Origin of the sequence: Variovorax sp. 770b2, assembly GCF_900115685.1 — a bacterium.
Taxonomy (GTDB): Bacteria; Pseudomonadota; Gammaproteobacteria; order Burkholderiales; family Burkholderiaceae_C; genus Variovorax.
This window is the reverse complement of the sequence record NZ_FOXJ01000004.1, coordinates 455,663-480,607: the sequence shown is the minus strand read 5'-3', so window position 1 is coordinate 480,607 and position 24,945 is coordinate 455,663. Positions and strand designations below refer to the sequence as shown.

The following is a 24,945-nucleotide window of genomic DNA, read 5'->3' as shown; positions in this document are numbered from 1 at the left end:
TACTCTGCAAATTCGCAGTACACCTTGAGAAAACCGATCACCTTTTGCCAAGGTAAATGGGCAGTGACGTTTTGGGAATTGCTCCCGCTTAGTACACCAGCTCGGGCTGAGGGTCGTGGATACTTGCGTCACTCGCGGCCAGATTGAACGCGATTCTCGCCAGGCGCTCGGCGATCATGCTTTCAGCGCCATGCACGATCCTGTCCAGCAGTTCCTTGACCGATGGCACGTCGTCGATCAATCCTGCCACCATGCCACAGCTCCATGCACCGGCATCCATGTTGCCCTCGACCATCACCGCAGGATAGACACCTGCCACCTGATCCATGATGTCTTCGATACGCAGATCGGCTCCGCGATCTCGCTCGATCTGTAGCAGCCGCTCGACGCCGGCATTGTTCAACACGCGTTCGGTGTTGCGGAGAGGGCGCATTACAAGACGAGTATCCAGTTCCGTCGCATTTACGATCGCGCGCTTGACGTTCTCGTGAACCGGAGCTTCCTTGGTTGCGATGAAACGCGTTCCCATATTGATCCCCTCTGCACCCAGCGCGAGCGCCGCCACCAGACTGCGGGCATCCGCCATGCCCCCAGAAGCGATGAACGGAACCTTCAGCACGTTGGCTGCCATGGGAAGGAGGATGAAATTCGGCACATCGTCCTCTCCAGGATGCCCACCGCACTCAAAACCATCGACCGATATTGCATCGCAGCCAATGCGCTCAGCCTTGAGGGCGTGGCGCACGCTCGTGCACTTATGCAATACCTTTACGCCGCCAGCCTTGAGTTGAGGAATAAAGGCCTCTGGGCTCCTGCCTGCTGTCTCGACGATTCGCACACCGCCATCGATGATCGCTGCGATGTACTCGGCATAGGGCGGGGCACTGAAGGTGGGCAAAAAGGTCAGATTGACTCCGAACGGTTTGTCAGTCATATCACGGCAGCGGGCGATTTCCTTCGACAGCAATTCGGGCGTTTTTTGTGTAAGTCCGGTGATAAGCCCTAAACCACCCGCTGCAGACACGGACGCAGCCATCTGGGCAAAGCCTACATAGTGCATTCCGCCTTGCACGATGGGATGCTCAATTCCGAACAGTTCAGTGATGCGAGTGCGCATTGCATTCCTTTGATATATGAATGAGTCGTTCTTCTGCCAAGGCCGCCCCTTTCGCTGGTAAATGCGGAGGATCCGTTCTCACAGTGCCAGAATCGATTCTCAGAAGTTGCCGTATACGAATGCGGCTCACGAGACAACACACGAGGTAGCAGCTTTGCAGCCAATTTCCCGCGCGCGCCGTCACCTCATGGCGTTGCAGATCGGATCACCACTCATCCCTGCGCTGACTGGGGCTTTGGTGTCAGTTCCGCAGTCATCAACCGGAGGAGCAGTTGGCTCGCTTTGAGAGGGCGCACCATTACTTTGAAATGGGTGATTAAGGTTGCGTCATCATTGACGTCGACGATATCGACACCGTTGATAGTGATCCCCTCGATGCTCGTATAAAACTCAAGGACTGCACCTTTTTCGTTTCGCCATTCGTTCGTGTACTTGAAGCCAGGTATGGCAAGAACATTCAGCGCCGCCAAGAGATATTTGGCCGTCAACTCGGCGCCGTGTTGCGGTGTGTGGAGCAGGGGACTTTCGAATATGACATCGGGATGAAGCAGCTTTAGCAGGCTGCCGCGATCTCTTGATTTCACAAAATCGTGCCAACCATCCATGACTGGCATGCTTGTACTTTTTGAGGCACTGGCGTTGTTATCGAAGTTCATTTGGCATTCTCCAAGTAGCTTGGTATGTATGGACCTGACGGCAGCTTGAGCTGCCGCAGGATGTCAGCAAGGTTGTAGTAGTCCTGCACTTTTTCTATGCGTCCCTCGCGCATCTCAAAAATGGAAGCTGCGGGCACACTGAAGCGCTGACCGGTGCTCCGGACGGGCCCTAGAAAGGTCGGAGTCGCGGAAAATGTCCAACGTAAGGCGACTCGCTCACCGATCTGGAACGCGTCTGTGATGTCAACGCGTATGTCCGGCATGTGATCAGTTCCCACACTGATCCATCCAGCTATCGACTTGTGCCCAATTGAGGTCACCTGAAAAGCAAGGTCTTCGTAGATCCCGTCTTCTGTGAACAACGCAACCATTGCCTGAGGAGACTTTGAGTTCCAAGCGGTCATCCATCGCTCCGCGATAACGGGTATGGGATGGGGAAGAGTCATGAAGGGTTTCTCCTTGTCGTTAGGTGAAGAGGGCGAAGTTCACCCCCGCGTTCGTTTGAAGCCGATCGACGAGGGCGTCGCCCATAAGCGCCGCAGGGGTCCAGATACCCCCGGCACTTTGATCGTCTTCGGTCAAACACAGGGCCGCCTGCGAAAGCATTTTTGAAGTCGAGCCGTAGCCGGGATCTTGGTCTCCGGTGACGACCAATCGAAGAACCTCGCCAGTCGCGGTACGCCCCGCAAACAAGATGTCGTAGAAACCGCCACGGCGGGAGGCCAGGTTGGGCCCCTCTCCCGGCTTTGCCTGCGAACCGAGTTCATAGGCCTTACCACCACCTAGCCTTTGGGCCGCCTTTTTCCCGACATCCCCTGAGCCCATAACTAGCATCTCGTCGTACTGGAAATCGCTGCCGTAGGGATGGCCAAGTAGGTAGTTGGTGCGATGAATGTTCTTTGTGTTGATTGGCGCCATGACGAACGGCGCGACCCACGCGTCGATAGTCTCGTCGAAGTAAGGAGTTTCCCCGTCCGGTTGTTTGATGCCCCGGAATCCGGGTGTAAGTGCAAACGGATCTCCGAGCAATGCGCGAAGGCCTGGTTTCACCGCCGTTGCTTCCAGGCTGGCCTTGAGGCTGGCGACGGTGCCTCCGGAGTACTCGCCCTTCATTGCCATGACGCGTCCACGCACCCGTTGCGCCGGATGACCAAACTGCTCAACGTGGTGTTTCTGCAGCTGTTGGACGCCACAGTCGAAGGGCACCGAGTCAAAACCACCGGAGAAGACAATTCGAGCTCCACTGACCCGCGCTTCTTCATGGTGCGTATCAATGATTTCGCGCATCCAACCGAGTTCGCCACAGAGATCGATGTAATCCGTCCCAGTGCGAACACAAGCTTGGACAAGTTCCGTACCGTAGAACTGGTATGGCCCCACCGTCGTGACTACGACTCTAGAGCGCAAGGCCATAGCCTCCAAGCTAGACCCGCTGGTTGCATCTGCAGCGATGAGCGGAACGCTAGGAGACGCACCGATAAGGCTATGAACTTCCTCCAGCTTTCTCATGTTTCGCCCGGCCATCGCCCAACGCAGCGGCTCGCCCGCACGTGTAAGATTCAGAAAACACTCGGCTACCAGACGGCCGGTGAAACCGGTGGCGCCATACAGAACGATGTCAAACTCGCGAGCGCCACCCCGGGAGCTAAATCGATTGCTCGTCATATGTTCGGATGAGTTGGTCGTCACTGTTGAATGGCAGCGATCGAGCCAGCCGGCCTTTCCATCGCGCCATAGTGGAGGCTGCTGTACTTTCCGAGTTCAAGCTTGGCAATGGCGCTGCGGTGGACTTCGTCGGGGCCGTCCGCGAGTCGCAGAACGCGCGCCCCCGCATAGGCGAACGCCAACGGGAAGTCATCGCTGAGTCCACCGCCTCCGTGTACCTGAATCGCCCAGTCAATCACCTGGCAGGCCATTGCAGGCGCCACCACTTTGATCATCGCAATCTCGGCCTTTGCGACCTTGTTCCCAGCCACATCCATGAGCCAGGCGGCCTTCAGGGTCAACAGCCGCGCAGTCTCTATCTTGCAACGTGCTTCGGCGATGCGCTCCCGGGTCACCCCCTGCTGGGCCACTGCCTTTCCGAAGGCAACTCGTGTTAGGGCTCGCTTGCACATTAGCTCGAGAGCTCGTTCTGCAAGACCGATCAATCGCATGCAGTGATGAATGCGACCTGGGCCAAGCCGACCTTGAGCGATCTCAAATCCTCGGCCCTCGCCTAAAAGCATGTTCTCGGCCGCAACACGGACGTTCTCAAAATGGAGCTCCGCATGACCATGCGGAGCGTCGTCGTAGCCAAACACCTGCAGGGGTCGCACTATGCGGATACCCGGAGTATCGGCAGGCACCACGATCATGCTTTGCTGGGAATGCTTCGCCGCTTGCGGCTCGCTCTTTCCCATGACAATAAATACCGCGCAGCGCGGGTCACAGGCACCGGAGATCCACCATTTGTGCCCGTTGATGACGTAGTCGTCACCTTGCCTCTCTATGCGAGTAGAGATGTTGGTCGCGTCTGAGGAAGCGACCTCGGGTTCCGTCATTGCGAAAGCCGATCGAATCTCGCCGTCGAGCAACCGATTGAGCCAAAGCGCGCGAATCCGTTGAGAGCCATAGCGCGCGATGGTTTCCATGTTGCCCGTGTCCGGTGCCGAGCAATTGAATGCTTCACTAGCCCAGGGTACGCGACCCATTATTTCGGCCAGCGGGGCGTACTCCTGGTTGGAAAGACCTGCCCCCTCATACCCCGACGCGTCAGCCGTGTCTTTCGGCAAGAAGAGATTCCACAACCCCGCAGCGCGAGCCTTGACCTTGATATCTTCGATTGTTCTGAGCGGTGCCCATCGATTGCCAGCGAGAGTATTGACTTCAAGCTCTTGCGCGTGCGATTTCTCAGCAGGGTAAATGTGCTCGTCCATGAATCGCAATAGCCGGGCCTGATGGTCTTTGCTCTTGCCTGAAAATTCGAAGTCCATCTGACGGCCCTCACTTTGACGCAGTTTGCGAGCGGTCCCGTACGGACAGAATCACTTTGCCCACATGCTTACCTGCTTCGAGGTATTCATGCGCCAGATCGGCGTCTTCCAACCAAAATGTCCTGCTGACGCACGGAATGACGATGCCTGCGTCCAGCCAAGGCCAAGCTCCCGCCTCGACCTCCGCAGAGATCCTTGCCTTCTCGTCATCACTGCGAGGGCGCAGGGTCGAGCCTGTGACTGTCAGCCTCTTCTGCATGAGCTGGAAGATGTCCAACTCCACTCGAGCTCCTGCTAGCGCCGAGATAAACACCAAGCGCCCGCCGGGCTTCATGCACAGTACATTCGCCTCGAAGAATGCGCCGCCCACCATGTCAAGCACCACATCAGCTCCGCCTTCACGCCTGACGACGTCGGTGAAGTTTTGGCTTGAAGTGTCGATCACCACGTCGGCCCCCAACTCCTTCGCTTTGTTCGCCTTCTCCGCGCTCCGTGCGGACGCAATGACCTTTGCGCCAGCGGCCTTGGCCATCTGAATGGCCATCACTCCGATGCCGGAAGTCGCGCCATGGACCAGAAACGTATCGCCACTTTTGAGCTCACCATGCTCGAAGACGTTCGCCCAAACAGTAAAGGCTGTTTCTGGCAGCCCGGCCGCCTCTTCAAAACTCAAGCCGCGCGGAATACGCAAGGCATGCCGAGGATCACACACCGCGTACTCGGCATAGCCACCGCCTGGAACAAGCGCGCAGACTTTGTCCCCTACACGCCAGCGCCCCGCGGCGCCAACAACTTCGCCAGCGACTTCCAAGCCCAGCGTTTTGGACGCGCCAGTCGGTGCCGGATACAAGCCTGTGCGCTGCATGATGTCGGGCCTGTTGACGCCTGCGGCCTTCACTCGAATGAGGAGTTGTCCAACTGCGGGCACAACCATAGAGGTCGAGGCCACCCTCAGTGCGGACGCGTTGCCACTTCCGCCGTCTACGATCACGGAGTTCATCGACAACGACGGCAGGAAGCCCGTTGGGCTCGTAGCCGTTTCCAGATCCGAAGTGTTCATAAGCCTCCAAAAGCCGTTTGCAACAGCCGGGGCTAACTCCTTGGGCCGTGCAAGCCGAATCTATCGGTGGTTATTTACACTGTCAATTCTCGAACTGACGCCTAGGAGACTGAACGAGGCGTGCGAGCGGGCTGATCGGCGTATCTGCGGAACATGCTTTCCGCCGTCGCCAGACGGCACCCTTGATCACAACCGCGGCGCGGCCCCAGCAATGCGAGGGCGACTGGTTTGAGCCTGGGCCGCTCCGATTTGGAGCGACGGCTCTCCTCGCGGATTGACCTATACGGCGACGCGAACCGCGACTGGCGTCAGCGGGCCTCTGCCATTCGGCGTTTTGTTCCGGTTTGTGCGTTGGCCGGTGGCGCTGCGGCAGGTGTTCGCGAGAGCCGCTCTGGCGCTCTCGCAGGATGCAGGCCTCGTGCGATCCAAGAGAAATAGCTCTGGCACTTCTCGTCAACTCTTCTCGCGTTGTACGAGGGCGGCTGGTCATGCGCAGAACGATCAAGCCGTGAAGCTCCGCAAAGAACATGTAGCAAATTCCTGCTCGTTCCCCTCGAGTTAGCCCTGATCAATCAGCTTCTGCACGTATGCGCAATTTACGAGAGGGTCCCGGCGTTTGCTCGAACAAGTTCCGCGTGTTCTTCCTCGTCCGATTGGTACACATCGGGGGTCAGCCTGTAGTTACCTGCCCATCACAGGTAAGCCCGCTTGCGAAAGCGTGATTCACACCGTATGTCGTGCGGCTTCTGCTTGTCCCCCATGCGACCAAAATCCGACCTCTCGCCCAGTGTTTCGCATTCCGCCTATCGGAAACCCTGTAGTACACCGTAAATCAACACCGTAAAGTCAAATTTTGGGATGGCTGTAGTTGATGAAAGGCGAGGCGTATGAAGCGGCGAATTGTTGTGTGCGCACTGGGCGGTGCGAGCGTCTTCGGCATTCCGGCGATTGGCCGCAGTGCCTTGAAGGAGCCTAGAGAGTTGGTAATCGGTCAGTCAGCAATCTCATCCGGCATCGTTGGCGCGCAGGTACGCACATTCAATCAAGGCGCCGGGCTTGCAATTGCTGCAGCCAATGAGGGACATGGCATCAACGGTCAAAAGATCCGCCTGGTGTCGTTGGACGATGAATTCAATCCAGCCAAGACCGTTGCCAACACAGAAATTCTGTTGCGAGAGCATCGAGTCTCCGCGTTGTTCGGCTATATCGGTACCAGCAATGTGCTGGCGGTAGACAAGTTGCTACGTAATGCGGGGGTCCCCTTGATGGCAGTCCCTGCAATTACTGACGTCGCCCGGGAACAGACAGCAGGCTCGTCTTACTACATCAGAGCCACGTCACAGCAGGAAGCTGCGAAGATCGTGAGCCACTTGAGCGTTCTAGGACTGCACCGCATCGCGGTCGCTCATTTTGCGAGTCCTGGAGGAGAGGAGTTCAAGACTGCAGTGGTAGCCAAGCTGGCAGAACTCGGCATTGAACCGGTAAGAGTCGCGGCTCTGAAGATGAACGGCTCGAACACGTCCGAGGCGGCTGAGGGTTTGGCGAAAGCTCTGCCTCAGGCCCTGGTTCTCTATGCTGCCGGGGTCGTTCCTGCAGCGCTGATCAGCGAGATGGAGAAGCAAAAATCCTACCCCGCTTTCTACGGCATGTCCTTCGTCTCAGCGGAGGCCACTGCGGAGGCACTACAGGGGCGGCTGCGGGGCCTCGTGGTATCGCAGATCGTTCCCTACCCCTGGGCTGTAGCAGACCCAGCGATCGAGCAGTTTCGCAAGCGCGCAAATGCGGCGGGAGTTCCCGTCAACTACACCACGATGGAAGGATATGTGTCCGCCGCTGTGCTCATGGAAGCACTGAGGCGCACCACATCGAATGCGCCTGGTGCCGTGCACGCTGCTATCAAGACACTCAAAGGCACGATCGCGGGGTTACCAGTCGACTTCACGGGCGCAAGCAATACCGGAACGAACTTTGTCGATCTGACGCACATCAGCGCCACCGGGCGAATCTCGAGATGAATGCGCTCCCCACGGCACCGCATCCGCAACGCGCGCGTTGTGCAACCCGGCACCGCACAGCACAAGCCCCCCTGCATCGAGCGCGCACAAGGTATGGCAGATGCATCAATTTGACACTGGCATTTGCCGGTCCACACGAACAGATCGATTCATAGAGGCCGTATGGAGATTTTCCTTCAACAACTGCTAGCCGGCTTGACGCTTGGCAGCGTCTATTGCCTAGTTGCCCTCGGACTAACGCTGGTTTACGGCATCCTGCACGTTCCCAACTTCGCGCACGGCGCTTTTTACATGGCGGGCGCTTTCATTGCGTTCCATCTCGTTAAGACCTACCAAGTCGATTATTGGTTGGCCATGGCGGGTGCCGCATTCGTTGTAGCAGGCATGGCGACAGTTGCGGAGCGACTTGTGTTCAATCCGCTACGGGGCGCTACCGGCTTGCATCCCATGATCGCTGCTATCGGCGTCTTGCTTTTTCTGGAGGCGGGAGCGCAAGCCATCTGGGGGGCAGAGTTCCACCGCTTACAGACCCCATACGCTGGAATCATCGACTTAGGGGGCGTTGTCCTACCATCTCAACGCTTGTTGATCATTCTTTCGGCGTTCAGCCTGGTCGGAGCGTTGCACTTGTTTCTGACCAGAACGGCGCTTGGCTTGACGATCATCGCTACGGCGCAGAACCGCGAAGGAGCTTCACTCGTTGGTGTGAATCCGAACGTGGTATCCATGCTGACATTCGCCATCTCTGGCGCCTTGGCCGCGATCGCTGCCACTCTCTACGCGCCGATCAATCTGATCTACCCCGCCATGGGTCATCTCGTGATCACGAAGGCATTCGTGATCATCATTCTCGGGGGTATGGGTAGCGTACCAGGGGCAATCCTGGGCGGCCTTGTCATCGGGTTTGCGGAGAGCTTCGGAGGCTTCTATCTGTCTCCCGACTACCAGGACATCGTCGCATTCATCCTTCTCGTGGTCATCTTGTCGCTGCGGCCACAAGGACTGCTGAAGAGCGGAGGCCGTTGATATGCGCAAGGCAAACATGGGCTGGCTGTTGCTACTCTTGGTAGGGGCGGCGTTTCCATTCCTGGCGAAGAATGACTACCAACTCACTGTCATGTCCACGGCCTACGTGTTCGCAATCGCTACGTTGGGCCTGAACATCATCACGGGTTATACGGGGCAATTCAACCTTGCGCATGGCGCATTCATGGCCGTAGGCGCGTATACCGTCGGAATTTTGACAGTGGACTACAACGTGCCGTTCTGGGTGGCGTTTGTCTTGTCGGGTGTCGTTCCGACGGTACTCGGCCTCTTTGTCGGCGCCCTTTCTCTGCGCCTGAAGGGGCATTACTTCTCCATCTTCACCTTATGCATCGGCACCATCATCTCACTGGGGATCGAGAAGTGGGAGTCGCTTACTCATGGCTCCGTAGGAATTATCGGAATCCCGATACCGACGGGCTTTGCCGGTATCTCCTTCGATTCGCCCAGAGCCCTCTACTTCCTCACCTTTTTCTTTCTGGTGCTTGGGATCCTGGTCATGCGCAAGATCGTCAACTCTCTGGTCGGACGCACCTTCCTGGCCATCCGCAACGGGGAGGAGTTGGCTGAAGCTCTAGGCATCAATCTGATGCGTAACAAGCTTCTGGCCTTTCTTGTCTCCGTGTTCTACGCCGGCATTGCGGGGGGCCTATATGCGGGATTTGTTCGCTTCATTGGGCCCGGGCTGGCCGATGTGACGCATACGTTCGATATGACGATGTACATGCTGGTGGGTGGCTTGGGCACTTTGTTGGGGCCACTCCTTGGCGCGATCTCGGTGCCGTGGTTGACGCAGTATCTGCAGTTCCTTCAAGAGTACCGGTTCATCGTTTTCGGGCCCGTGCTCGTCGCACTGGTCATCTTTATGCCGGATGGCCTTGTAGGAACCTATAGCACTTGGAGAGCCAGGTGGTCGCAGGCGAACGACGACAAACGCAATCGGGGACTCGAGTCCACTGTCACTACGGGAGTAGACCGTGCTTGAGATCCGAAACCTCACGAAGGCATTTGGAGGCCTTACCGCGGTCAACAACGTGACCACCACAGTCGAGTACGGGAAAGTCAATGCAATCATCGGTCCGAACGGTGCCGGCAAGTCCACGTTCTTCAACTTGATCTCCGGGGCGATCCTTTCAACCTCTGGCCAGATTACTCTGAGGGGTCGGGACATTACGCGTCTCGGAGCCGCTCGCATTGCGACTCTTGGTCTAGCACGCACATTTCAGACCACAGCACTTTTTGACGCAGCCACGGTTGTGGACAACTTGATAGTGGGGCACAGGCTGCGGACCCGCTCTGGGCTGTTGGATGTTCTGTTGAACAGTGCCAGGCTTGTGAGAGAAGAGAAGCTGTGTCGCGAGAAGGCGCTCGAGGCGCTGGACTTTGTTGGACTCGCGCACATTCGCGACCGTCTCGCCGCCGACATAACCCAGGAGCAACGCAGACGGGTGGCTTTCGCTCTCGCGTACGCAACGCAACCGAGTCTCGCGTTGCTTGACGAACCGGCCGGTGGATTAAATCCTGAGGAGACAACTCGAATCGCCGAGTTGATCCGCAAGTTCGTTACCCATGGAATTACTGTGTGCCTTATCGAACACAAGATGAGCATGATCATGAATATCGCAGACAAGATCATGGTCCTGAACCATGGAGAACGAATCGCCGAAGGGACGCCACAGGAGATCAGAAGCAATCCAGCGGTGATCGACGCCTATCTAGGGAGTGATCATGTTGAAGCTTGAGGCCGTGTCGCAACACTACGGCTCATTCCGTGCGTTGACCGCCATCGATCTCGAAGTACTGCCGGGCGAGCTGGTTGTGTTGCTCGGTGCGAACGGCGCGGGAAAGAGCAGCATCTTCTTGAGCACGAGCGGCCTGAAGAAGCCGACGGGCGGTTCCATTTCGTGCTTCGGCAGCCTCCTAACGGGGCGCACCCCTTCGGAGATTGTGCGCAAGGGAGTGGTGCTCTGCCCCGAAGGACGCAAGCTCTTTCCACAGATGTCCGTGAGGCAGAACCTGACGCTCGGCGCCTATGTGCATAGAAGCGACAACTCAGGAAACAAGCGGAAGCTCGAAGAAGTATTTGACCTCTTTCCCATTCTTGCGGAACGAGAGTCGCAGGCGGCAGGGTCTCTTTCTGGCGGGCAGCAGCAGATGGTGGCGATCGGTCGTTCGCTCATGAGCAGGCCAAAAGTTCTTTTGCTGGATGAACCTTCATTGGGCTTGGCACCGCTTGTTGTCAAACAGGTGTTCGAGGCCATCAAGCGGATCAACAAGGCGGGGACATCTGTACTACTTGCCGAGCAGAACGCTTATGCGGCGCTCAAGATCGCCGACCGCGCTTATGTCCTCGAAAGCGGCCGCATTGTGATGCAGGGTTCCCCCGAATCGCTCATGCGTAATGAGCTGGTGCGCGAAGCCTACATCGGAGCGTGAATCGATCAACTTAACCACAAGGGGAATTCTATGAATCTCTGTTCAAGGGCCAAGCAAATTTCCATCACAGTCGCTTTTGGGATTGCATCGGTAACTTCCGCGTTCAGCCAGGAAATTGTAAAGATTGGCTATTCCGGTCCACTGTCTGGCGGTGCCGCCTTGTACGGCAAGAATGTGTTGGACGGCATGCAAATGGCGGCCAACGAAGTCAACAGCGCGGGCTTCGAAGTTGCGGGAAAAAAGTACAAGCTGGAAATCGTTGCTCTGGATGATAAGTACAACCCGAGCGAAACGGCAATCAATGCCCAACGCATGGTCCAGGAATACAAGACTCCGGTTATCTTGGTCGCCCACTCAGGCGGGACCTATGCGCTTCAGACAACCAATGAGCAGCAAAAATACATCGTAGTGGCGTACACAAGCTTGCCGCAGATCACGGAGCGGGGCAACAAGATGACTTTGCGCATCCCACCAGACTTCACCGCTTATGTTCAACCGTTCGTCAAGTACGCCATGACGCGATACGGAAAGAACTTGGCGATTTCCGCAGCCGACCATGACTATGCAAGGACGTGGATCGCAGCGTTCAAGCCGGCTTGGCTGGCCGCAGGTGGAAAAATCGTCTCGGACAACCCGATGTCCTATGTAAAGGCGACAGACTTCTACAGTGGCGTGAGTCGTGTACTCGCGACAAAACCCGATGTGATGTTCATTGGAGGCCCCTCTGAGCCCACGGCCCTCGTGGTCAAGCAGGCCAGGGAATTGGGGTTCAAAGGTGGATTCGTCATGCTGGATCAAGCTCGATTTGACGAGATGGCCAAAGTCTTGGGCGGATACTCCATGATGGAGGGCGCGATCGGAACGCTTCCATTCGCACAGGTACCTGCGCCTGCGGCGCAGGCATTCACGAAGCGCTTTTACAACGCGTATCCCGGCAGCATTCCCACGTGGGAAACCTCGCTGAACTATACGGCGGTCCAGTTGATTGTCGCGTCGATGAAGATGGCGGGCACTGTGACAGACGCCACGGCCATTCGGGCACAGCTTGACAAGGCCGCTAGGCAACTGCCAAGCAGCATAAATCCGGTTGAAGTGAGCGGCGTCGACGACAAAGGCGCCTCCACGCTGGGGATGTACATTGGAGCGATTGAAGGTGGCAAACCGGTCTCGAAGTCCGCACAAGATATCAAGTAAAAATATGCTCCTCCTGTAGCTCCCCGAAAAGTCTTTCAGGAGGAGGCCCATGGGAATGCACCAGATGCGCCAAGGCTTCATGAGAACTGACGTGGGAGGCCGGCCAGTCAGTTCCTTAATCTCTTGGCAGATTTGCTCTCAGCATTTCCCAAGGTATCGGCTATGTTGCTTCACGGGTCCCGGAGCTGATCGAGATGACGCGTCGAGAACGAGTTGGCTGTCTCACGCCGTGTGCTCATTGAACGACTGCTTGAGCATTCCAAATAACTTGCAGGCCGACGCCAAGAGCTGTCGCCCCCGACGTGCGTCCTATGCCGTCGCTCAGGGGGCGGGCGGCGCGACTCCCGGCGTCGAAGGCAGCCTAGCCCTGTGGTCGTGACCGCGACGAAACAGGGCAAGACCCCGTTCGAGATGGCCGGCAGCGTCAGCATGATCAACGGCCTGTCGGTGTAGCGCGGCAGGCGCCCAATGTCTACTTCACCGACCTCACCTGCAGCAATGCCTTGCTTAGGATCCGCGGCCTCGGATTTTCCGACGACGAGTCGAACAGCACGAGCACCAGCGTGCTGCTCGACGGCGCGCCGCCGGCGATGCCGGCATCAACAGCACTGAATATGAGCGGACGAAGTTGCTCTCGGTGCCCGGTCCTTGTCGAGCATGCAGCTCACGCTGGCGCTCATTGGCCTCCCTTGCGGCCCGGCGTCGGCAGCATCTTCTGCCGCTCTGCGGAGGAGGGATGAACCAACCCTTGACGCAGCTCTGCTCCTCGCCGGCTGGGTGCTGCGTTTCAGGCACCCCGCGCACAGGGCACGGTTTCCTGCCCGACTTTAGGCGGGACCGTGCACCACGTCTTGCATATTTCGGTCTCGCAATTGATGGGGAAACGATGAAAAAAAGAGTTTGAGATCTCGATCGAGAGGAACTTCAAGCCATTTCCCGTGCTTTGGCATGCATCCGCTTGTCTTCCCGATATTCGGGAGGCGGGTGGTGCGGGTAGCTACCGGGCCGGCCTGGGCGCGCTCGTAACTTTGGCATTCGCAATCGAGGGCTTCTGCCAAACTGAAGGACCACAGATTTTCAGCAGCGATTGGCTTGGTGGGAAAAACGTCGAACGCAAGCCTGCTTCTGAGAAGTTCAAGCTGATCGGCAGGGCGGTGGGGACGGACGTCAATTACGGGGCATTGCCATGGAGCGATGTCCGGCGAATTCTCAAGGCCCGCGATTCGTTGGCTCATCCAAGGCCGGCGATAAAGCGGGGATCGAAACGGTCGCCCATCGCTCCGGACGAAGATCCGATTGATGCGGTGGAGCTCCTTGTCATGGAGCCGTGGGAAACCCTTCTTGAACTGAAGTCGGCGCAGAAGATTGCCGACATTGTTGACCGGGCAATCAAGGAAATTTGGTCCCGCATGGGGCGCAAGCCACCGGCTCTTCACATGCAGGGGACCACGAGCTATGTCATGTCCACTACAAGGAGCGAATAGAGGAAGCTGAGGATCGCACGCCGGGTCCGACTAGGCTCAGGGCTGGCACGACGAGCTTTCGGCTCATCGACGGGGCGCGATTTAGCCCTCTGGCGCGCATCCGATTCGCGCGAGGGCGCTGTCTTGATTGCGTGAATCATCGCCATATAGACCTTCATGCTCTTCTTGCTGACCAAGAATGCTCAGCCGGGCTGAAAAGGACTCTCCGTAGTGCCCATCCACACTGCTTATGCGAACTGCGAGATCGCGCATGCCCTGCTGCAGCCTGCCACCGCGCTTATCTGCGCGACCCTTTTCAACCCATTCCTTCTATCCTCGACCTGGGCTCGAACCAGGGACCTACGGATCAAGAGTTTTTCTCTCGGGTCCAATGGCGTCGAGAAGGTTTGCAGTTCGATTACTGAGCGAGGCATCTGCGCGGAAATACCCCACCACGCTCGCGACGCTCTGATGTCCCGTCATCGCCATCGTTTCGGCCAACGGCATGTTCTGTCGCCCGGCTTCGGTAACGAACCCCGATCGCAGCGAGTGCGCAGAAAACTCCCCCTCGACACCAGCAAGCGCACACCGCTCCTTGACGATGTCGCGCACGGCGGCCGCGCTGAGCGCCTCGCCGAGATGACCACCTTTGCGGACTCGCCGAAACAGTGCGCCACTGGTGATCCCGCTGGCGGCCAGCCAGGCCTCCATCGCTTCGCCCGCGCTGCCAACCAGTGGCTTGGTGTCCTGCGGCCGTTCCACCCCGGCCTGGTTGGTCTTTGAATGCGTCAGTGTGTAGAGGAACACCGCAGGCTCGACGCGACGCAGGTTTTCGATGGCGGCTGCTGCTACCTCGGAGCGTCGACGCCCACCGGTGGCCCAAGCGAACAGCAGCAGGGCGCGGTCGCGGCGGCCGCGCAACATTTCGTCGCAGGTGGCGAGCAGGGCTTGGAAGGGCTCCTTGCTCAGCGCACGCTGCTTGCGGGGGAGGGCGCCGCGCTTGGCGTAGGCCCGCCGGGTCTTGGCCAGCAACTCACGCACCAGCGCGTCGCCGCAGGGGTTGACCTGGTGCGCCAGCTGGTGGGTCTTGGACAGCACCGCGATCCGGTGCACCACGGTGCTGAAGGCGGGGGCGCCCAGCTTGCCCTTGTAGCCGTTGTCCACCAGGGCGCTATCGACGGCGGCCGGCAACTGCGAGACCAGGCCCGTGGAGGTCGTTCGCTCGGCGTGGTCCACGATGAACTGCACAACTGCGGGGACTGGCACGGGCAGGCGTAGCTGCTGGCCATACCGAGCGGCAAACCAGGCGGCCCAGTAACGCAGGGCGGAGCGGTAAGCGGCCAGCGTGTTCGCGGATTCGCCTTCGCGCAGCAGGTCGCGCGCGGCGTCTTCCGCCATTTCCGACAACTTCGCCGGATCGAGCATGGGGTGGCGCTTGAGGCTGACTTCCATCGCCGAGACTTTCGCGGGCACGCTTTTCATATTATTTAATACATGGCATGTATGATGTATTACATATATGCTGAATTGCTCTCGATAAGTTTTCATTATCGAGGGTAAAAATCGAAGTTGGAGCAGGCAGATGGAAAGCAGAAGTTCGAGAGGCATTCAGGAGCCGCAGGTGTGGGCCGCGGCCGACCTGTTGCTGGCCGAAGGGCTGCGCCCGACCATCGAGCGGGTGCGGCAGAAGATCGGCAGCGGGTCGCCGAACACCGTGAGCCCCATGCTTGAGCGCTGGTTTGCCACCTTGGGGAAGCGGCTCGGCCATAGCTCAGGTGCTTCCGCACAAGGCGTGGCCGCGAACGGAATACCGCCGGCACTGCTGCAGGTTGCTCAACAGCTCTGGGAGGCTGCGCGCGTTGAGGCAGCGAAGACGCAGGCTCAGCAGGCTGAAGCGGTGCGCCGTGAAATCGAACTCAAGTCCGCCGCGTTGGATGATCAGCAAGCGCAACTGAGACAACGCGAAGTTGCGTTCGAGCACACCCGCGGCAGTCTCGAGAGTGCACTGGCGTCGTCGCGGCAGGCGCTCGAATCCGTGAAGGGGCAGCTATCGGAGGCGGCGCGTTTTCAGGATAGTGCCCAGGGTGAAATCCGACGCCTGCGTGAATCGCTTGCGCAAACCCAATCGCAATTGGACGCGCAGCGACTCGAGCACCGTGCGGCTATGGCCGCGCGAGAGGAAGGTCAGAGGGAAGTCGAAGCGCGACACACAGCACGCGAGCACAGGCTGTTGGGGGATATCGATAGGGAGCGCTTGGCAACTCACCAAGCGGCCGCGGAGCTTGCAAAAGAGCAGAAGCTGAGAACTCGCAACGAGGAGGAGGGCGCCTTGAAACTGGAGGCCGAGCGAGTCGCTACGCGCGCCGCAGAGAGACTTGCGGAGCAACTGCGCACTGACGTCTCCGAAAAAGCGGCCGAGCTTGAGCGGTTGCAGTCAGAGATTCGGTCGACCAAGCAAGCGAACAACGAAACTCGAGCCCGGCTTGCTGTGGAAGAGCGTGCGCATCAACTGACGCGCGACATGCTGACTAGCGCTCTCACGACGAATCCGAAGAAGCGCAAGCCGCCAGCGCCACCCCGCACCGTTTGATTCGCCAACTAGCGCGCAGCTCGGAGTAGTCGCTCTGGAGGTCGGTCCGGTCGCGGAAATAGTCTGCATCGGCCATGAGATACAGCCCCAGGATTGGCAGTGACAAGCTGATGATGAAGAGGCAACGCGGCCACTGGAGCGCGTGCAGCTTCGCTGCCCTGCGTGTCCACCGACCCCGCCTGGCACATACCGCCTCATCCACTGGTCAGGCAGCAGCGACTGGCAGGCCAGCACATCATGACGAGCCCATCGAGCAAAAACAGCACTTGGCTTCGCATTCTGCGACATCGGTGCGCAAGCAGGGCGGCACCAAGCGTCATGTCCTATGCATCATGCGTTGATAGGCAATGTCGCCAGTTGTCGATTGCTCGAAGATGATCGAAGATCTGATCGTGGTCGGCGGTGGACCGGCCGGTGTGGCCTGTGCTTTGTGGGCCCACCAATTAGGCCTGCGCGTGTTGCTGGTCGAAGCTGGTTCAGCAGTCGGTGGACTTCAGCTGAGAAGCCCGTACTGCAACCGATGGATACCGGGGCTGCACGGCAAGACAGGCCAGGAGGTGGCGGCGTCACTTCAAGCACACTTGAAAGCCGCCGCAGTGCCCCATTTGGTGAACTTCGCCGCGGCAAAGATTCAACTCAGCGCCGATCACGTCGGCTGGGAGGTGTCGAACGAGCGGGCCACTCACTCAGCGCTCTACGTCGTCATCGCGACGGGCGTCAAACCACGGAGTGAGGGGTTCCTCGAAAGCGGCCGCGTGGGCATCGGGCCCGGCATTTCGATGGAGCGTCTTGATGTCGTCGGCAAACGAGTAGCGATCCTGGGTGGCGGCGACAACGCCTTCGATCAGGCGGCCTTCGCCAAGCAAAAAGGTGCAAGCTGCGTTGACATTTATTGCCGCCATGCTCCGCGGGCACAACCGATTCTGATGCGCCAAGTTGAAGCACGGTTCGTTCACATTGGACCGTTCCGTGCGGACCAACTCAGTATGAGCGTCAACGGCACCCCTTACGATATCTTAGGCGTTCAGTTCGGCTTCCAAGTCTGCATTCCCGGTGGCTTGCGCCTGCCGCTGAAAGACGGATACCTCGACGTCGATCGTAACGGCGCGGTTCCGCACTTTCCACGCCTGTTCGCAGTTGGCGACGTAACGAACTACTGGCACCCCTGCGTCACGACGTCATATGCCCATGGCGTGCAGGTCGCAAAATCCATCCAGAACGAATTGCAGTTGGCTCAATCGATGACCAGCCTGCCTCCAGCGTCGCTCTTGGCGAATGCAGCCTGACCTCTACATCTGACTATCGGCAAGACGAAATTATTGGACGCCTGAAATCGGCTGATTTTGACCGAAGATCCTTTCGGTGCGGGAGGCGACGTTCAAGTATTCATACGAGAACAGCATTCAAGCGTTCGCTCCACATCAAGTTCCGCCCAATGCGTCAGGGCGTCCATTCGTCAGTTGGGTTCCCCCAACCAAGAATGCCTTGAAGGGCTGGCATCGCGAATACGAGCATTGCCTCGATTTGCCTGGGCGCTATGCGGATTGGGGTCCCAACTACTGGCAGGGACAAAGGGAAGCGGCCGTTGAGCACAATCTTGTTGAGCGAGATCGGTTACGCCGTGATGATGCGCAAGCCACAGGAGAAGCGCGCCTACTTCCACTAGGGCCTGACTGCGGCTTCCGCACGCTTTGGATGATGACGCCCGACACACAGGAGGCCGCAGTGGTGCTGGCCAGCAGCGCCGGTGCGCAGCCCGCCGGCGCAGTCTACGTGTTTGCTCGCGAGAAGGCGCCTTGGCCCGCGTGGACTTCACGCAGGGCGGTGGCCGCATGCAGGCCGTGCGCACCAACAAGACAGCACCAGCCCTGGCGGTCGTCGCCCCGACAAGGAAGCGGACGACGCAGGCCGCGATCACCTCGGCCGGATCTTGCAGCGCAATCTCGACTTCGACGTGAAGGTCGAGGGCGGCCAGCTTGGTCTGCGATCAGCCAACTGGGAGCGCAGGCGCGTCTTCCCCATGGTCGATAGGCCCGATCGCTTCGCCTACGATTACGGGCGCAGCCAACTGCAGTTCGAGCGCGACGCCGGCGGTAACGTGGTCGCCGTCGTGCTGTTCGAAGGGGGCGAGTTCCGCATGCAGCGGCGGCTTGCCGACTGAGTTTCGTAGCTTGCGGCGGACCTCTGTGGAAGGACGCGATCCGCGTTTTGGATCTGGAGGTTGAGCGATGGACGATCCGACACGCAGCGCTACGGCACGCTCGGCGCGCCCATCCGAAATGACCCAGCAAGGCAATCGTGATCATGCTGCGCGAACTCAAAATGCGCGTCATGGCACAGGCCGCGGCCGAGCTGGGAGAAATATTCCGAGTACTGGTGATGAACCACGATGGCGGGAACGCTATTGAAGACGTTCGATGAACATCCCCCAAAACAGCTCCGCGCCACCCTCCTGCGAAAGCTTCTCGGCGCGGTCTCCGCCGGAGAACATACCCATGGAGCGCAGGTACATGATCTGCGTGTCGGCATCCACCGTAAGAGATTCGTTCATGCTGTTGCCTCGCGACGAGGCGTTAAATGAGAAGGCAATACTTTCGCGCGAAAAGCCGTTTCCTCCGCAGTGCACAGAGCATTCGGCTACCTTATTGCCCTGCTTGTAGAGCATCGCGTTGAAGGTATGGGCGTCGATTTCGCCGAAGACGGCCTTGATGTCCTTGTTCCGCTTCTCGAGTTCTTCCATCGAGGCTTTGAAGAAGCGACGCACGTAGTTGAAGGAGTCTTTCAGGAAAGCGTCCTTGTCTAGGTCGCTGAATTCCTTGCGAAGTCCCAGATTGCTCGATCGGGGTTCTGAAGGGCATACGGTCGGCGCCGCTCCCAAAAATTCGCTGAAGACTTGCTCAGAGGTTCTGGTGCTTCGGCTGGACGCCGGCACCGGCTTTTCACCGGCCAGGCGCTCGGCTACCGTGCGCACCTGTCGCGCCACGTCCGCATAGGCTTCGTCGTAGTTGGGCCAGGTCGAGATCGCTTTTCCGTCCCTTGGAGCGGCCAGCAGTCCACCAAATGGTGCGGAGTGCCAGTCACAAGGCCGTACGATAACTGGGATGACCGCGGTTTCGCCGAGATTGTGCCGCTCGATCGCTCGCGCCATTTCCTTGGAGTAGCAATACGTGGACGCCAGAAAGCTCGCACTGATCAGCAGCAAAATGATGTCCGCTCTGTCTAACTCTGCTTGGATCGAGCCGTCAACCGAGGATCCTGCCTCGATCCGCCGGTCGTGCCAAGACTCGATCAGCTTCTGATTCTTGAGCATCGACAGATGCTTCTCCAACTGGTCGCGGTAGCTTTCGTCGTCGTGTGAGTAGGAGAAGAACAGTCTGGCCACGGGAAATCCTCGGCGGTGAACGTGAGGCAATTCTCGCTGACTAGTCGGCGGTTTGAATTGCCGAACGAACCGAGAAGGCGACAGTAGAAGAGTTACGGCATCCGAATCGCTACGTAGTCAATGCGGTGTCCAGGCAGGTCCCGTCCCGTCGACCGCATGCTTGTGGGGCCCAGTTCAAGCAACGCGAATTCCTGCGATGCCTCCTTCGGGATTGCTTTCTCCAAGCGCACGGGAGGCGCGCCAGCGGAGAAAGCGGCCAGATCGAGGTCGATATCGGCCTGGCCTGGCCGCCGCTTCACGGTCCTGACCGTCTGTAGGTCGGCCAAGGTGATGGCATATTTCTGGCCCTCGGCGTGCCACTTGCCAGCCGCGACCACCTTCGAGATGATCGAGGCGTCCGGTTCGAGCTTTGCCGTGTTTCGCAGCGTGAACTCACCGCTGAAGTTATAGACGCCGGATGGCAGGAATTCGGAATAGCCGCTAGAGGTGAGGTCCGCCCCCGGGACGTCATACCGGGACGTGCCTTGCCATCTGCCCACTAGTGGAGAAGCTATAGGTCCGGCGTCTGGTTCTCGGGCGGGCACGCGCGGGGTTTTATCGCTGGCGTTCTGGAAGTTCTGGATGTAGACGCCGTTTATCTGGTTGTGCCCTGAGATGACGAGACTTCCGTTCGTCGCGGTCACGCTCGTGGGCGGCGAAGCACTCGTGAGGGGCGGCTCGGTGCCGATAAACACTTTGACGATGGAGCCGATGGCCGCGACGGCGGCTGTGAAGAGAGCAAGTTTCTCGGAAGTCTTCATGATGAGTGGGCAATGGGCATGGTGGACGCGCGCACGCAGCGAGCGGCTCGTGCGTTTGAAGTATGCCGACGGCGATCGCAGTTGCGTGTTTTTTTTAGGGCTGAATCCGAGGGAGCGCTGCGATGGTGGGCGCAGCACGTGATCGGGTTCGAAGGCGATCGGCCGATCGGCCGATCGGCCGCGTAGTTGACGGACAGGCGCAGCGCGTGTTGAACATGGCCAAGTGGGTGCTTCATGATTTCAAGCCTAGGCTCCCGGCTGAATTGCTTCCTGAGTTTGGGCTAGTCATCGACTCGATGACTAGCCACGATCCGAATTCGATCAATGGGCTGTCACCCATGGCGAGCGCGACGCTTGAACTCGCCAAGGGCGCGCTGGTCGCGCAGATGCGAGAGGATCTAAAGGCTGGCCGCCTCGACGAACGCCGGATTGCCGAACTGATGGGCGAGGGGCCTGGCGCAGCGGTGGTGGGCAAGATCGTCCTCGCTCCAATCGCGCAGTCGCTTGGGGGTTGAGGGCTGCGCCGTCGTGGCGTTATTGATCAGGTTGCTCCTGGAGGGCGGGTGCCGAACCTGATTTCGAATACTTTTGCACGTCGGGCACTCGCGCCCGGTACATCCGTAGGTGACCGCTGCTGCAGCAGTCGAGAGTGCTCCTGACGATTGATCACCTGCCTGGTGAACGTAGGACCTTTGCGGCTGCGCAGCGAAGGCGTTGTTGACCCATCCAAAGATTTCGTTCTACGGCTTGCTTGACGGATATGTCACCTTGTCACCATCAATTGCCACTATGCCGCGCTTCTGTAAGTACGACACGGCTTTCGTGAGCGCTTCTTCGGACGCGTCCTTTCCGAGCGTGGACGAGACATGCCGGAGGAACGAGGCTCTCTTCTGTGGTCGCCGATGGGATCGAACCGAACGGCTTATGAACCCATGCCGTTTGGCCCCGATTTTCTGTGCAAGACCTGCTTGCTGAACGAGTGGGTGTGTTGCAGCCAGGGCTAGTGCAACGGCGGTCGCCATCCACGGGAGACGAAGAAAGACGTCGCGTCAGGCCCGAGGACCAGCTTAAGGCCAGCCAAAGGCGCCTCACTGCCCCCATGCTGACGGACTCCGCTTCGCCACAATAGGCGCATGCACCTGCTGCTCATCGAAGACGACCTGGACCTCGGCCGCGCCTTGCAGTCCGCATTGAAGGTCGAGGGCTTGTCCAGCGAGTGGCGACGACGTGCGGCCGATGCGCCGGATCTGCTCGACACCGAAGCCTTCGATTGCGTGTTGCTGGACCTGGGCCTGCCCGACGGCAGCGGATTCGACCTCTTGGCGCGGTGGCGCGAGCATGGCTGCACCGCACCCATCATCGTGATCACCGCGCACGGCGCCGTGGAAGACCGTCTGCGAGGACTCAACGGCGGCGCCGACGACTTCGTCCTCAAGCCCTTCGTCACCTCTGAGCTCATTGCCCGCATCCATGCCGTGCTGCGCCGTGCCGCACGCCAAGCCAGCGAAAGCTGGACCGTCGGCGACCTTGTCATCGAGCCGCGTCGACACAGCGTGCGGCGCGGCGGGCACCCGGTGGCGCTGTCGCCGCGCGAATTCCAGATTCTGCTCGAACTTGCGCGCGAGCCCGGCGTGGTGATGGCGAAGAACCTGCTGGCGCAGCGCATGACGCCATTGGGCGAAGCGCTCGACTCCAGCGCCCTTGAAGTCCATGTCTCCAACCTGCGCCGCAAGATCGGCGCCGACTGCATCCGCACCGTGCGCGGCGTCGGCTACCTGCTGGTGACCTCATGACCCAGGCCTTGTCCCCGCCATCCATGCTCGGTGGACTGCGCGAGCGCGTGACCGAACCCACGCTGCAGCGCCGCGGCGTGGCCTCGGTGCTCGTCGCCTTCCTGGTCATCTGGGCCGTGCTGTTGGGCTACCTCTACGTGCAGGCCCAGCGGATCGAGACCAATGCGCCAGGCCTCGACCGGTTCAGCGAGGACTTCAGCGAAGCGCTGGCGCCGATCGCCGACATTGGCCAGGCGCAGGCCGTGATGGCGGCCACCAGCCAATGGCTCAATGCACGGCGTCAGGCGGAGGGACGTTTTCCGGGCGTGCGGCTGTTTGAGTTACTGGACAACCAGGGCCGGCGCGTGTGGGCGTCGCCTGCGCTGCACGACACCGTGTTACCTGATGCGCCTCGCACTCTCGTGGCGGTGGAGGTAGGTGGTATCGCCCACAACGTGTACGAAGCGCGCTCGGGGCGCTGGACGCTGCGTGTCGTCGAGCCGTTGCGTACCGACGCTGCCTTCCTCGCCTACAACGGCCGCTCCCTGCTGCCCTACCTTGTGCTGGCGCTGCCAATTGTCCTTGGCGCTGTGTGGCTCTCAGTGCGCAACGGCCTCACGCCGCTGCAGCAGGTGGCCCGCACCATCGCCCAGCGTGCGCCAGACGATCTCACGCCGCTGGCAGTGCACGTGCGGCACCGCGAACTCAAGCCATTGGTGAAAGCGATTGACCATCTCCTTGCGCGGCTGAAGCAAAAGGTCGACCGTGAGCGCTTCTTCGTGCAGGATGCGGCGCACGAGATCCGCACGCCGATGGCCGTGATCACCACGCAGGCCCATGTGCTGGCACACGCCACCGACGCACAAGTGCGGGAGGAGGGCTTGCAGCACCTGAACCATGCCGTGGGGCGCGCCTCTCACTTGGCGCAGCAACTCTTGCTGCTGGCCTCGCTGGACGAAGGCCAACGTCCCGCGCTGCAGCGTGGCGGTGTGGCGCAGGCCGTGCGCCAGTGGCTGGCCCCGATGGCGGACGCGGCGATGGCGCGTGGCATCGAGCTCGAGTTGGAGGCGCCGGACGCGCTGCTGGCCTCAGTCGACCTGCCCGGGCTTGGCTCCATCGTCGACAACCTTGTCGACAACGCCATCCGTTACGGACGGACCAACGGGCGCGTCGTCGTGCATCTGCTCGACGAGGGCGAGCGGCTCACGCTGCTGGTGCGCGACGACGGTCCGGGCATCCCTGCGGCAGAGCAAGCGCGCGTGTTCGAGCGATTCTGGCGCGGCAACGGCCACATCGACGTTGCGGGTTCGGGCCTGGGGCTGTCCATCGTCCAACAAGCCGCGCGCGGCATGGGCGGCAACGCGGCGCTCATTGCAGGGCTGGACGATCGCGGGGTCGGATTTCTGGTGAGCGTGCCCAACGCGGATTTCCGAGCCGGCTGAAAATCAGGGATGCCCAATGGACAAATGCATGAAGAAGGCTCGTGACATCCTGCGGTCAAGACGGCGTCGCGGCGCGCTGCTGCTGTCGGGTCTGCTGGCCTTCAGCGCGTCCTGGGCGCAGCCACCCAGCTTTTCCAGCGACCCCGCAGAACCGGCGCGGATGGCGCTGCGAGATGAACGCGGCTCGGTCTCGGTTGGCGTGCTGCATGCGGGGTAGGCGCGCTTCGCTTTCATGCAGAACGACGAGGCGGCCGCCGCGCGCGATACCGCGCCGGCCGAGGCAAGCGACACAGACGCCCAGCCGCTCTACGAGATCGGCTCGATCAGCAAGGTCTTCACGGGCCTCCTGCTGGCGCAGAGCGTGGAGCGCGGCGACCTGGCGCTGGACGACAACCTGGGCGCGTTGCTCCGGGGCAAGGCCGCGCTGTCGCCCGAGGTGTCTGCCATCACGCTGCGTCGGCTCATCACGCACAGTGCCTGCCTGCCATGGGACCCGCCGGATTTCGAGCGCTACGCCTCCGCCGATCCCTTTTCGAGATTCAGCCGCCGCCGCTTGCTGGCGGCGTTGTCCAACCAACCCATGGCCAAGGCGCCGCCCTGCGTGGCTGGCTACAGCAATTTCGGCCTCGGCGTGGTGGGTTTGGTGCTCTCCGAGCGCTACGGCAAGCCCTGGCAGGAGCTGGTGCGAGAGAGCATCACCGGTCCTCTCGGCATGCAGGACACGGTGCAGGACCTCGGCGACAAGGCGGCGCGCATGGCGCCGGCCTTCAACAACACGGTCGCCGCGCCGTTGTGGGACTTTGATGCCCTGGCCAGCGCAGGCGCGTTATTCACTGAGCCCGATCTTCCCTTACGGCGCTGGGATGTGGCTACGCTTCAACGCGCCAGAATATCTGATAACACAATGTGTGTTATGTTAAATCTAACGGTCTGAGTTCGATTTTGTGCGCCCATAGGGCTCACACGTCTTAACTTGCCCTTTTCCTCCTTTTCCGTAAA

Annotated in this window: 24 protein-coding genes; 15 read left to right on the top strand and 9 right to left on the bottom strand. The window is 59.7% G+C overall.

Features of this window, described 5'->3' with window-relative positions:
- Positions 1-88: 88 nt before the first annotated feature.
- From BM133_RS23955 to BM133_RS23930, 6 genes are all read right to left on the bottom strand, one after another.
- Positions 89-1,117: an NAD(P)H-dependent flavin oxidoreductase gene (locus BM133_RS23955; protein WP_093439304.1), complete on the bottom strand. Its 1,029-nt coding sequence runs from the start codon at positions 1,115-1,117 to the stop codon at positions 89-91.
- Positions 1,118-1,329: 212 nt separating this feature from the next.
- A complete protein-coding gene (locus tag BM133_RS23950) occupies positions 1,330-1,773 on the bottom strand; it encodes a nuclear transport factor 2-like protein (protein ID WP_256219331.1) in 444 nt (147 codons plus the stop codon).
- Positions 1,770-2,219 (bottom strand): nuclear transport factor 2 family protein, encoded by a 450-nt coding sequence (locus BM133_RS23945; protein WP_093439299.1) that lies wholly within the window; start codon positions 2,217-2,219, stop codon positions 1,770-1,772. The genes BM133_RS23950 and BM133_RS23945 overlap by 4 nt, the downstream gene beginning before the upstream one ends.
- A 19-nt stretch (positions 2,220-2,238) precedes the next feature.
- Entirely contained in the window at positions 2,239-3,462 is a 1,224-nt protein-coding gene (locus BM133_RS23940) for a saccharopine dehydrogenase family protein (RefSeq protein ID WP_371286355.1), read from the bottom strand.
- A complete protein-coding gene (locus BM133_RS23935) occupies positions 3,459-4,748 on the bottom strand; it encodes an acyl-CoA dehydrogenase family protein (RefSeq protein ID WP_093439293.1) in 1,290 nt (429 codons plus the stop codon). Before BM133_RS23935 ends, BM133_RS23940 begins: the two co-directional genes overlap by 4 nt.
- 10 nt (positions 4,749-4,758) lie before the next feature.
- Positions 4,759-5,808 (bottom strand): NAD(P)H-quinone oxidoreductase, encoded by a 1,050-nt coding sequence (locus tag BM133_RS23930; RefSeq protein ID WP_256219330.1) that lies wholly within the window; start codon positions 5,806-5,808, stop codon positions 4,759-4,761.
- 887 nt (positions 5,809-6,695) lie between these two features.
- Here BM133_RS23930 and BM133_RS23925 point away from each other — a divergent pair.
- The 7 genes from BM133_RS23925 to BM133_RS34805 all read left to right on the top strand — a co-directional run bounded on the left by BM133_RS23925 (position 6,696) and on the right by BM133_RS34805 (position 13,981).
- Positions 6,696-7,823, top strand: a complete 1,128-nt coding sequence (locus tag BM133_RS23925) for an ABC transporter substrate-binding protein (protein ID WP_093439291.1) — start codon at positions 6,696-6,698, stop codon at positions 7,821-7,823.
- Between the two features lie 162 nt (positions 7,824-7,985).
- Entirely contained in the window at positions 7,986-8,849 is an 864-nt protein-coding gene (locus BM133_RS23920) for a branched-chain amino acid ABC transporter permease (RefSeq protein WP_093439288.1), read from the top strand.
- A 1-nt stretch (position 8,850) separates the two neighbouring features.
- Positions 8,851-9,852, top strand: a complete 1,002-nt coding sequence (locus BM133_RS23915; protein WP_093439286.1) for a branched-chain amino acid ABC transporter permease — start codon at positions 8,851-8,853, stop codon at positions 9,850-9,852.
- On the top strand, positions 9,845-10,609 hold the full coding sequence (locus tag BM133_RS23910; RefSeq protein ID WP_093439283.1) for an ABC transporter ATP-binding protein: 765 nt from the start codon (positions 9,845-9,847) through the stop codon (positions 10,607-10,609). The genes BM133_RS23915 and BM133_RS23910 overlap by 8 nt, the downstream gene beginning before the upstream one ends.
- Positions 10,596-11,303 (top strand): ABC transporter ATP-binding protein, encoded by a 708-nt coding sequence (locus tag BM133_RS23905; protein WP_093439280.1) that lies wholly within the window; start codon positions 10,596-10,598, stop codon positions 11,301-11,303. Before BM133_RS23910 ends, BM133_RS23905 begins: the two co-directional genes overlap by 14 nt.
- 30 nt (positions 11,304-11,333) lie before the next feature.
- A complete protein-coding gene (locus BM133_RS23900; RefSeq protein WP_093439277.1) occupies positions 11,334-12,497 on the top strand; it encodes an ABC transporter substrate-binding protein in 1,164 nt (387 codons plus the stop codon).
- Between the two features lie 938 nt (positions 12,498-13,435).
- Entirely contained in the window at positions 13,436-13,981 is a 546-nt protein-coding gene (locus BM133_RS34805; RefSeq protein WP_143100209.1) for a hypothetical protein, read from the top strand.
- 339 nt (positions 13,982-14,320) lie between these two features.
- Here the strand turns inward: BM133_RS34805 and BM133_RS23890 are convergent, their stop codons facing one another.
- Complete coding sequence (locus BM133_RS23890; RefSeq protein WP_093439401.1) at positions 14,321-15,412, bottom strand: site-specific integrase; 1,092 nt, start codon at positions 15,410-15,412, stop codon at positions 14,321-14,323.
- Between the two features lie 130 nt (positions 15,413-15,542).
- Here BM133_RS23890 and BM133_RS23885 point away from each other — a divergent pair, with 130 nt between their 5' ends.
- From BM133_RS23885 to BM133_RS23875, 3 genes are all read left to right on the top strand, one after another.
- Positions 15,543-16,550, top strand: a complete 1,008-nt coding sequence (locus BM133_RS23885) for a DNA-binding protein (protein ID WP_093439271.1) — start codon at positions 15,543-15,545, stop codon at positions 16,548-16,550.
- Positions 16,551-16,924: 374 nt separating this feature from the next.
- Complete coding sequence (locus tag BM133_RS23880; protein ID WP_093439398.1) at positions 16,925-17,836, top strand: NAD(P)/FAD-dependent oxidoreductase; 912 nt, start codon at positions 16,925-16,927, stop codon at positions 17,834-17,836.
- 644 nt (positions 17,837-18,480) lie between these two features.
- On the top strand, positions 18,481-18,711 hold the full coding sequence (locus BM133_RS23875) for a hypothetical protein (RefSeq protein WP_093439268.1): 231 nt from the start codon (positions 18,481-18,483) through the stop codon (positions 18,709-18,711).
- A gap of 240 nt (positions 18,712-18,951) precedes the next feature.
- On the opposite strand, the gene BM133_RS23870 is transcribed toward BM133_RS23875, so the two are convergent.
- Together BM133_RS23870 and BM133_RS23865 are read right to left on the bottom strand one after the other, a co-directional pair.
- Complete coding sequence (locus tag BM133_RS23870) at positions 18,952-19,932, bottom strand: toll/interleukin-1 receptor domain-containing protein (RefSeq protein ID WP_093439265.1); 981 nt, start codon at positions 19,930-19,932, stop codon at positions 18,952-18,954.
- Positions 19,933-20,024: 92 nt separating this feature from the next.
- Positions 20,025-20,732: a hypothetical protein gene (locus BM133_RS23865; RefSeq protein WP_093439262.1), complete on the bottom strand. Its 708-nt coding sequence runs from the start codon at positions 20,730-20,732 to the stop codon at positions 20,025-20,027.
- A gap of 122 nt (positions 20,733-20,854) precedes the next feature.
- Here BM133_RS23865 and BM133_RS23860 point away from each other — a divergent pair, with 122 nt between their 5' ends.
- The 5 genes from BM133_RS23860 to BM133_RS23845 all read left to right on the top strand — a co-directional run bounded on the left by BM133_RS23860 (position 20,855) and on the right by BM133_RS23845 (position 24,880).
- Positions 20,855-21,247, top strand: a complete 393-nt coding sequence (locus BM133_RS23860) for a hypothetical protein (protein ID WP_143100208.1) — start codon at positions 20,855-20,857, stop codon at positions 21,245-21,247.
- Between the two features lie 618 nt (positions 21,248-21,865).
- Positions 21,866-22,525: a response regulator gene (locus BM133_RS23855; RefSeq protein WP_093439256.1), complete on the top strand. Its 660-nt coding sequence runs from the start codon at positions 21,866-21,868 to the stop codon at positions 22,523-22,525.
- Positions 22,522-23,946 carry an ATP-binding protein gene (locus BM133_RS23850; protein WP_256219329.1) on the top strand — a complete coding sequence of 475 codons (1,425 nt, stop codon included), beginning with the start codon at positions 22,522-22,524 and terminating at the stop codon, positions 23,944-23,946. Before BM133_RS23855 ends, BM133_RS23850 begins: the two co-directional genes overlap by 4 nt.
- A 28-nt stretch (positions 23,947-23,974) precedes the next feature.
- Positions 23,975-24,163: a hypothetical protein gene (locus tag BM133_RS34800; RefSeq protein ID WP_143100207.1), complete on the top strand. Its 189-nt coding sequence runs from the start codon at positions 23,975-23,977 to the stop codon at positions 24,161-24,163.
- 15 nt (positions 24,164-24,178) lie between these two features.
- The gene (locus BM133_RS23845) at positions 24,179-24,880 is read left to right on the top strand and encodes a serine hydrolase domain-containing protein (protein WP_093439251.1); all 702 of its coding nucleotides are present in this window, start codon (positions 24,179-24,181) and stop codon (positions 24,878-24,880) included.
- The last annotated feature ends 65 nt before the right edge of the window (positions 24,881-24,945 follow it).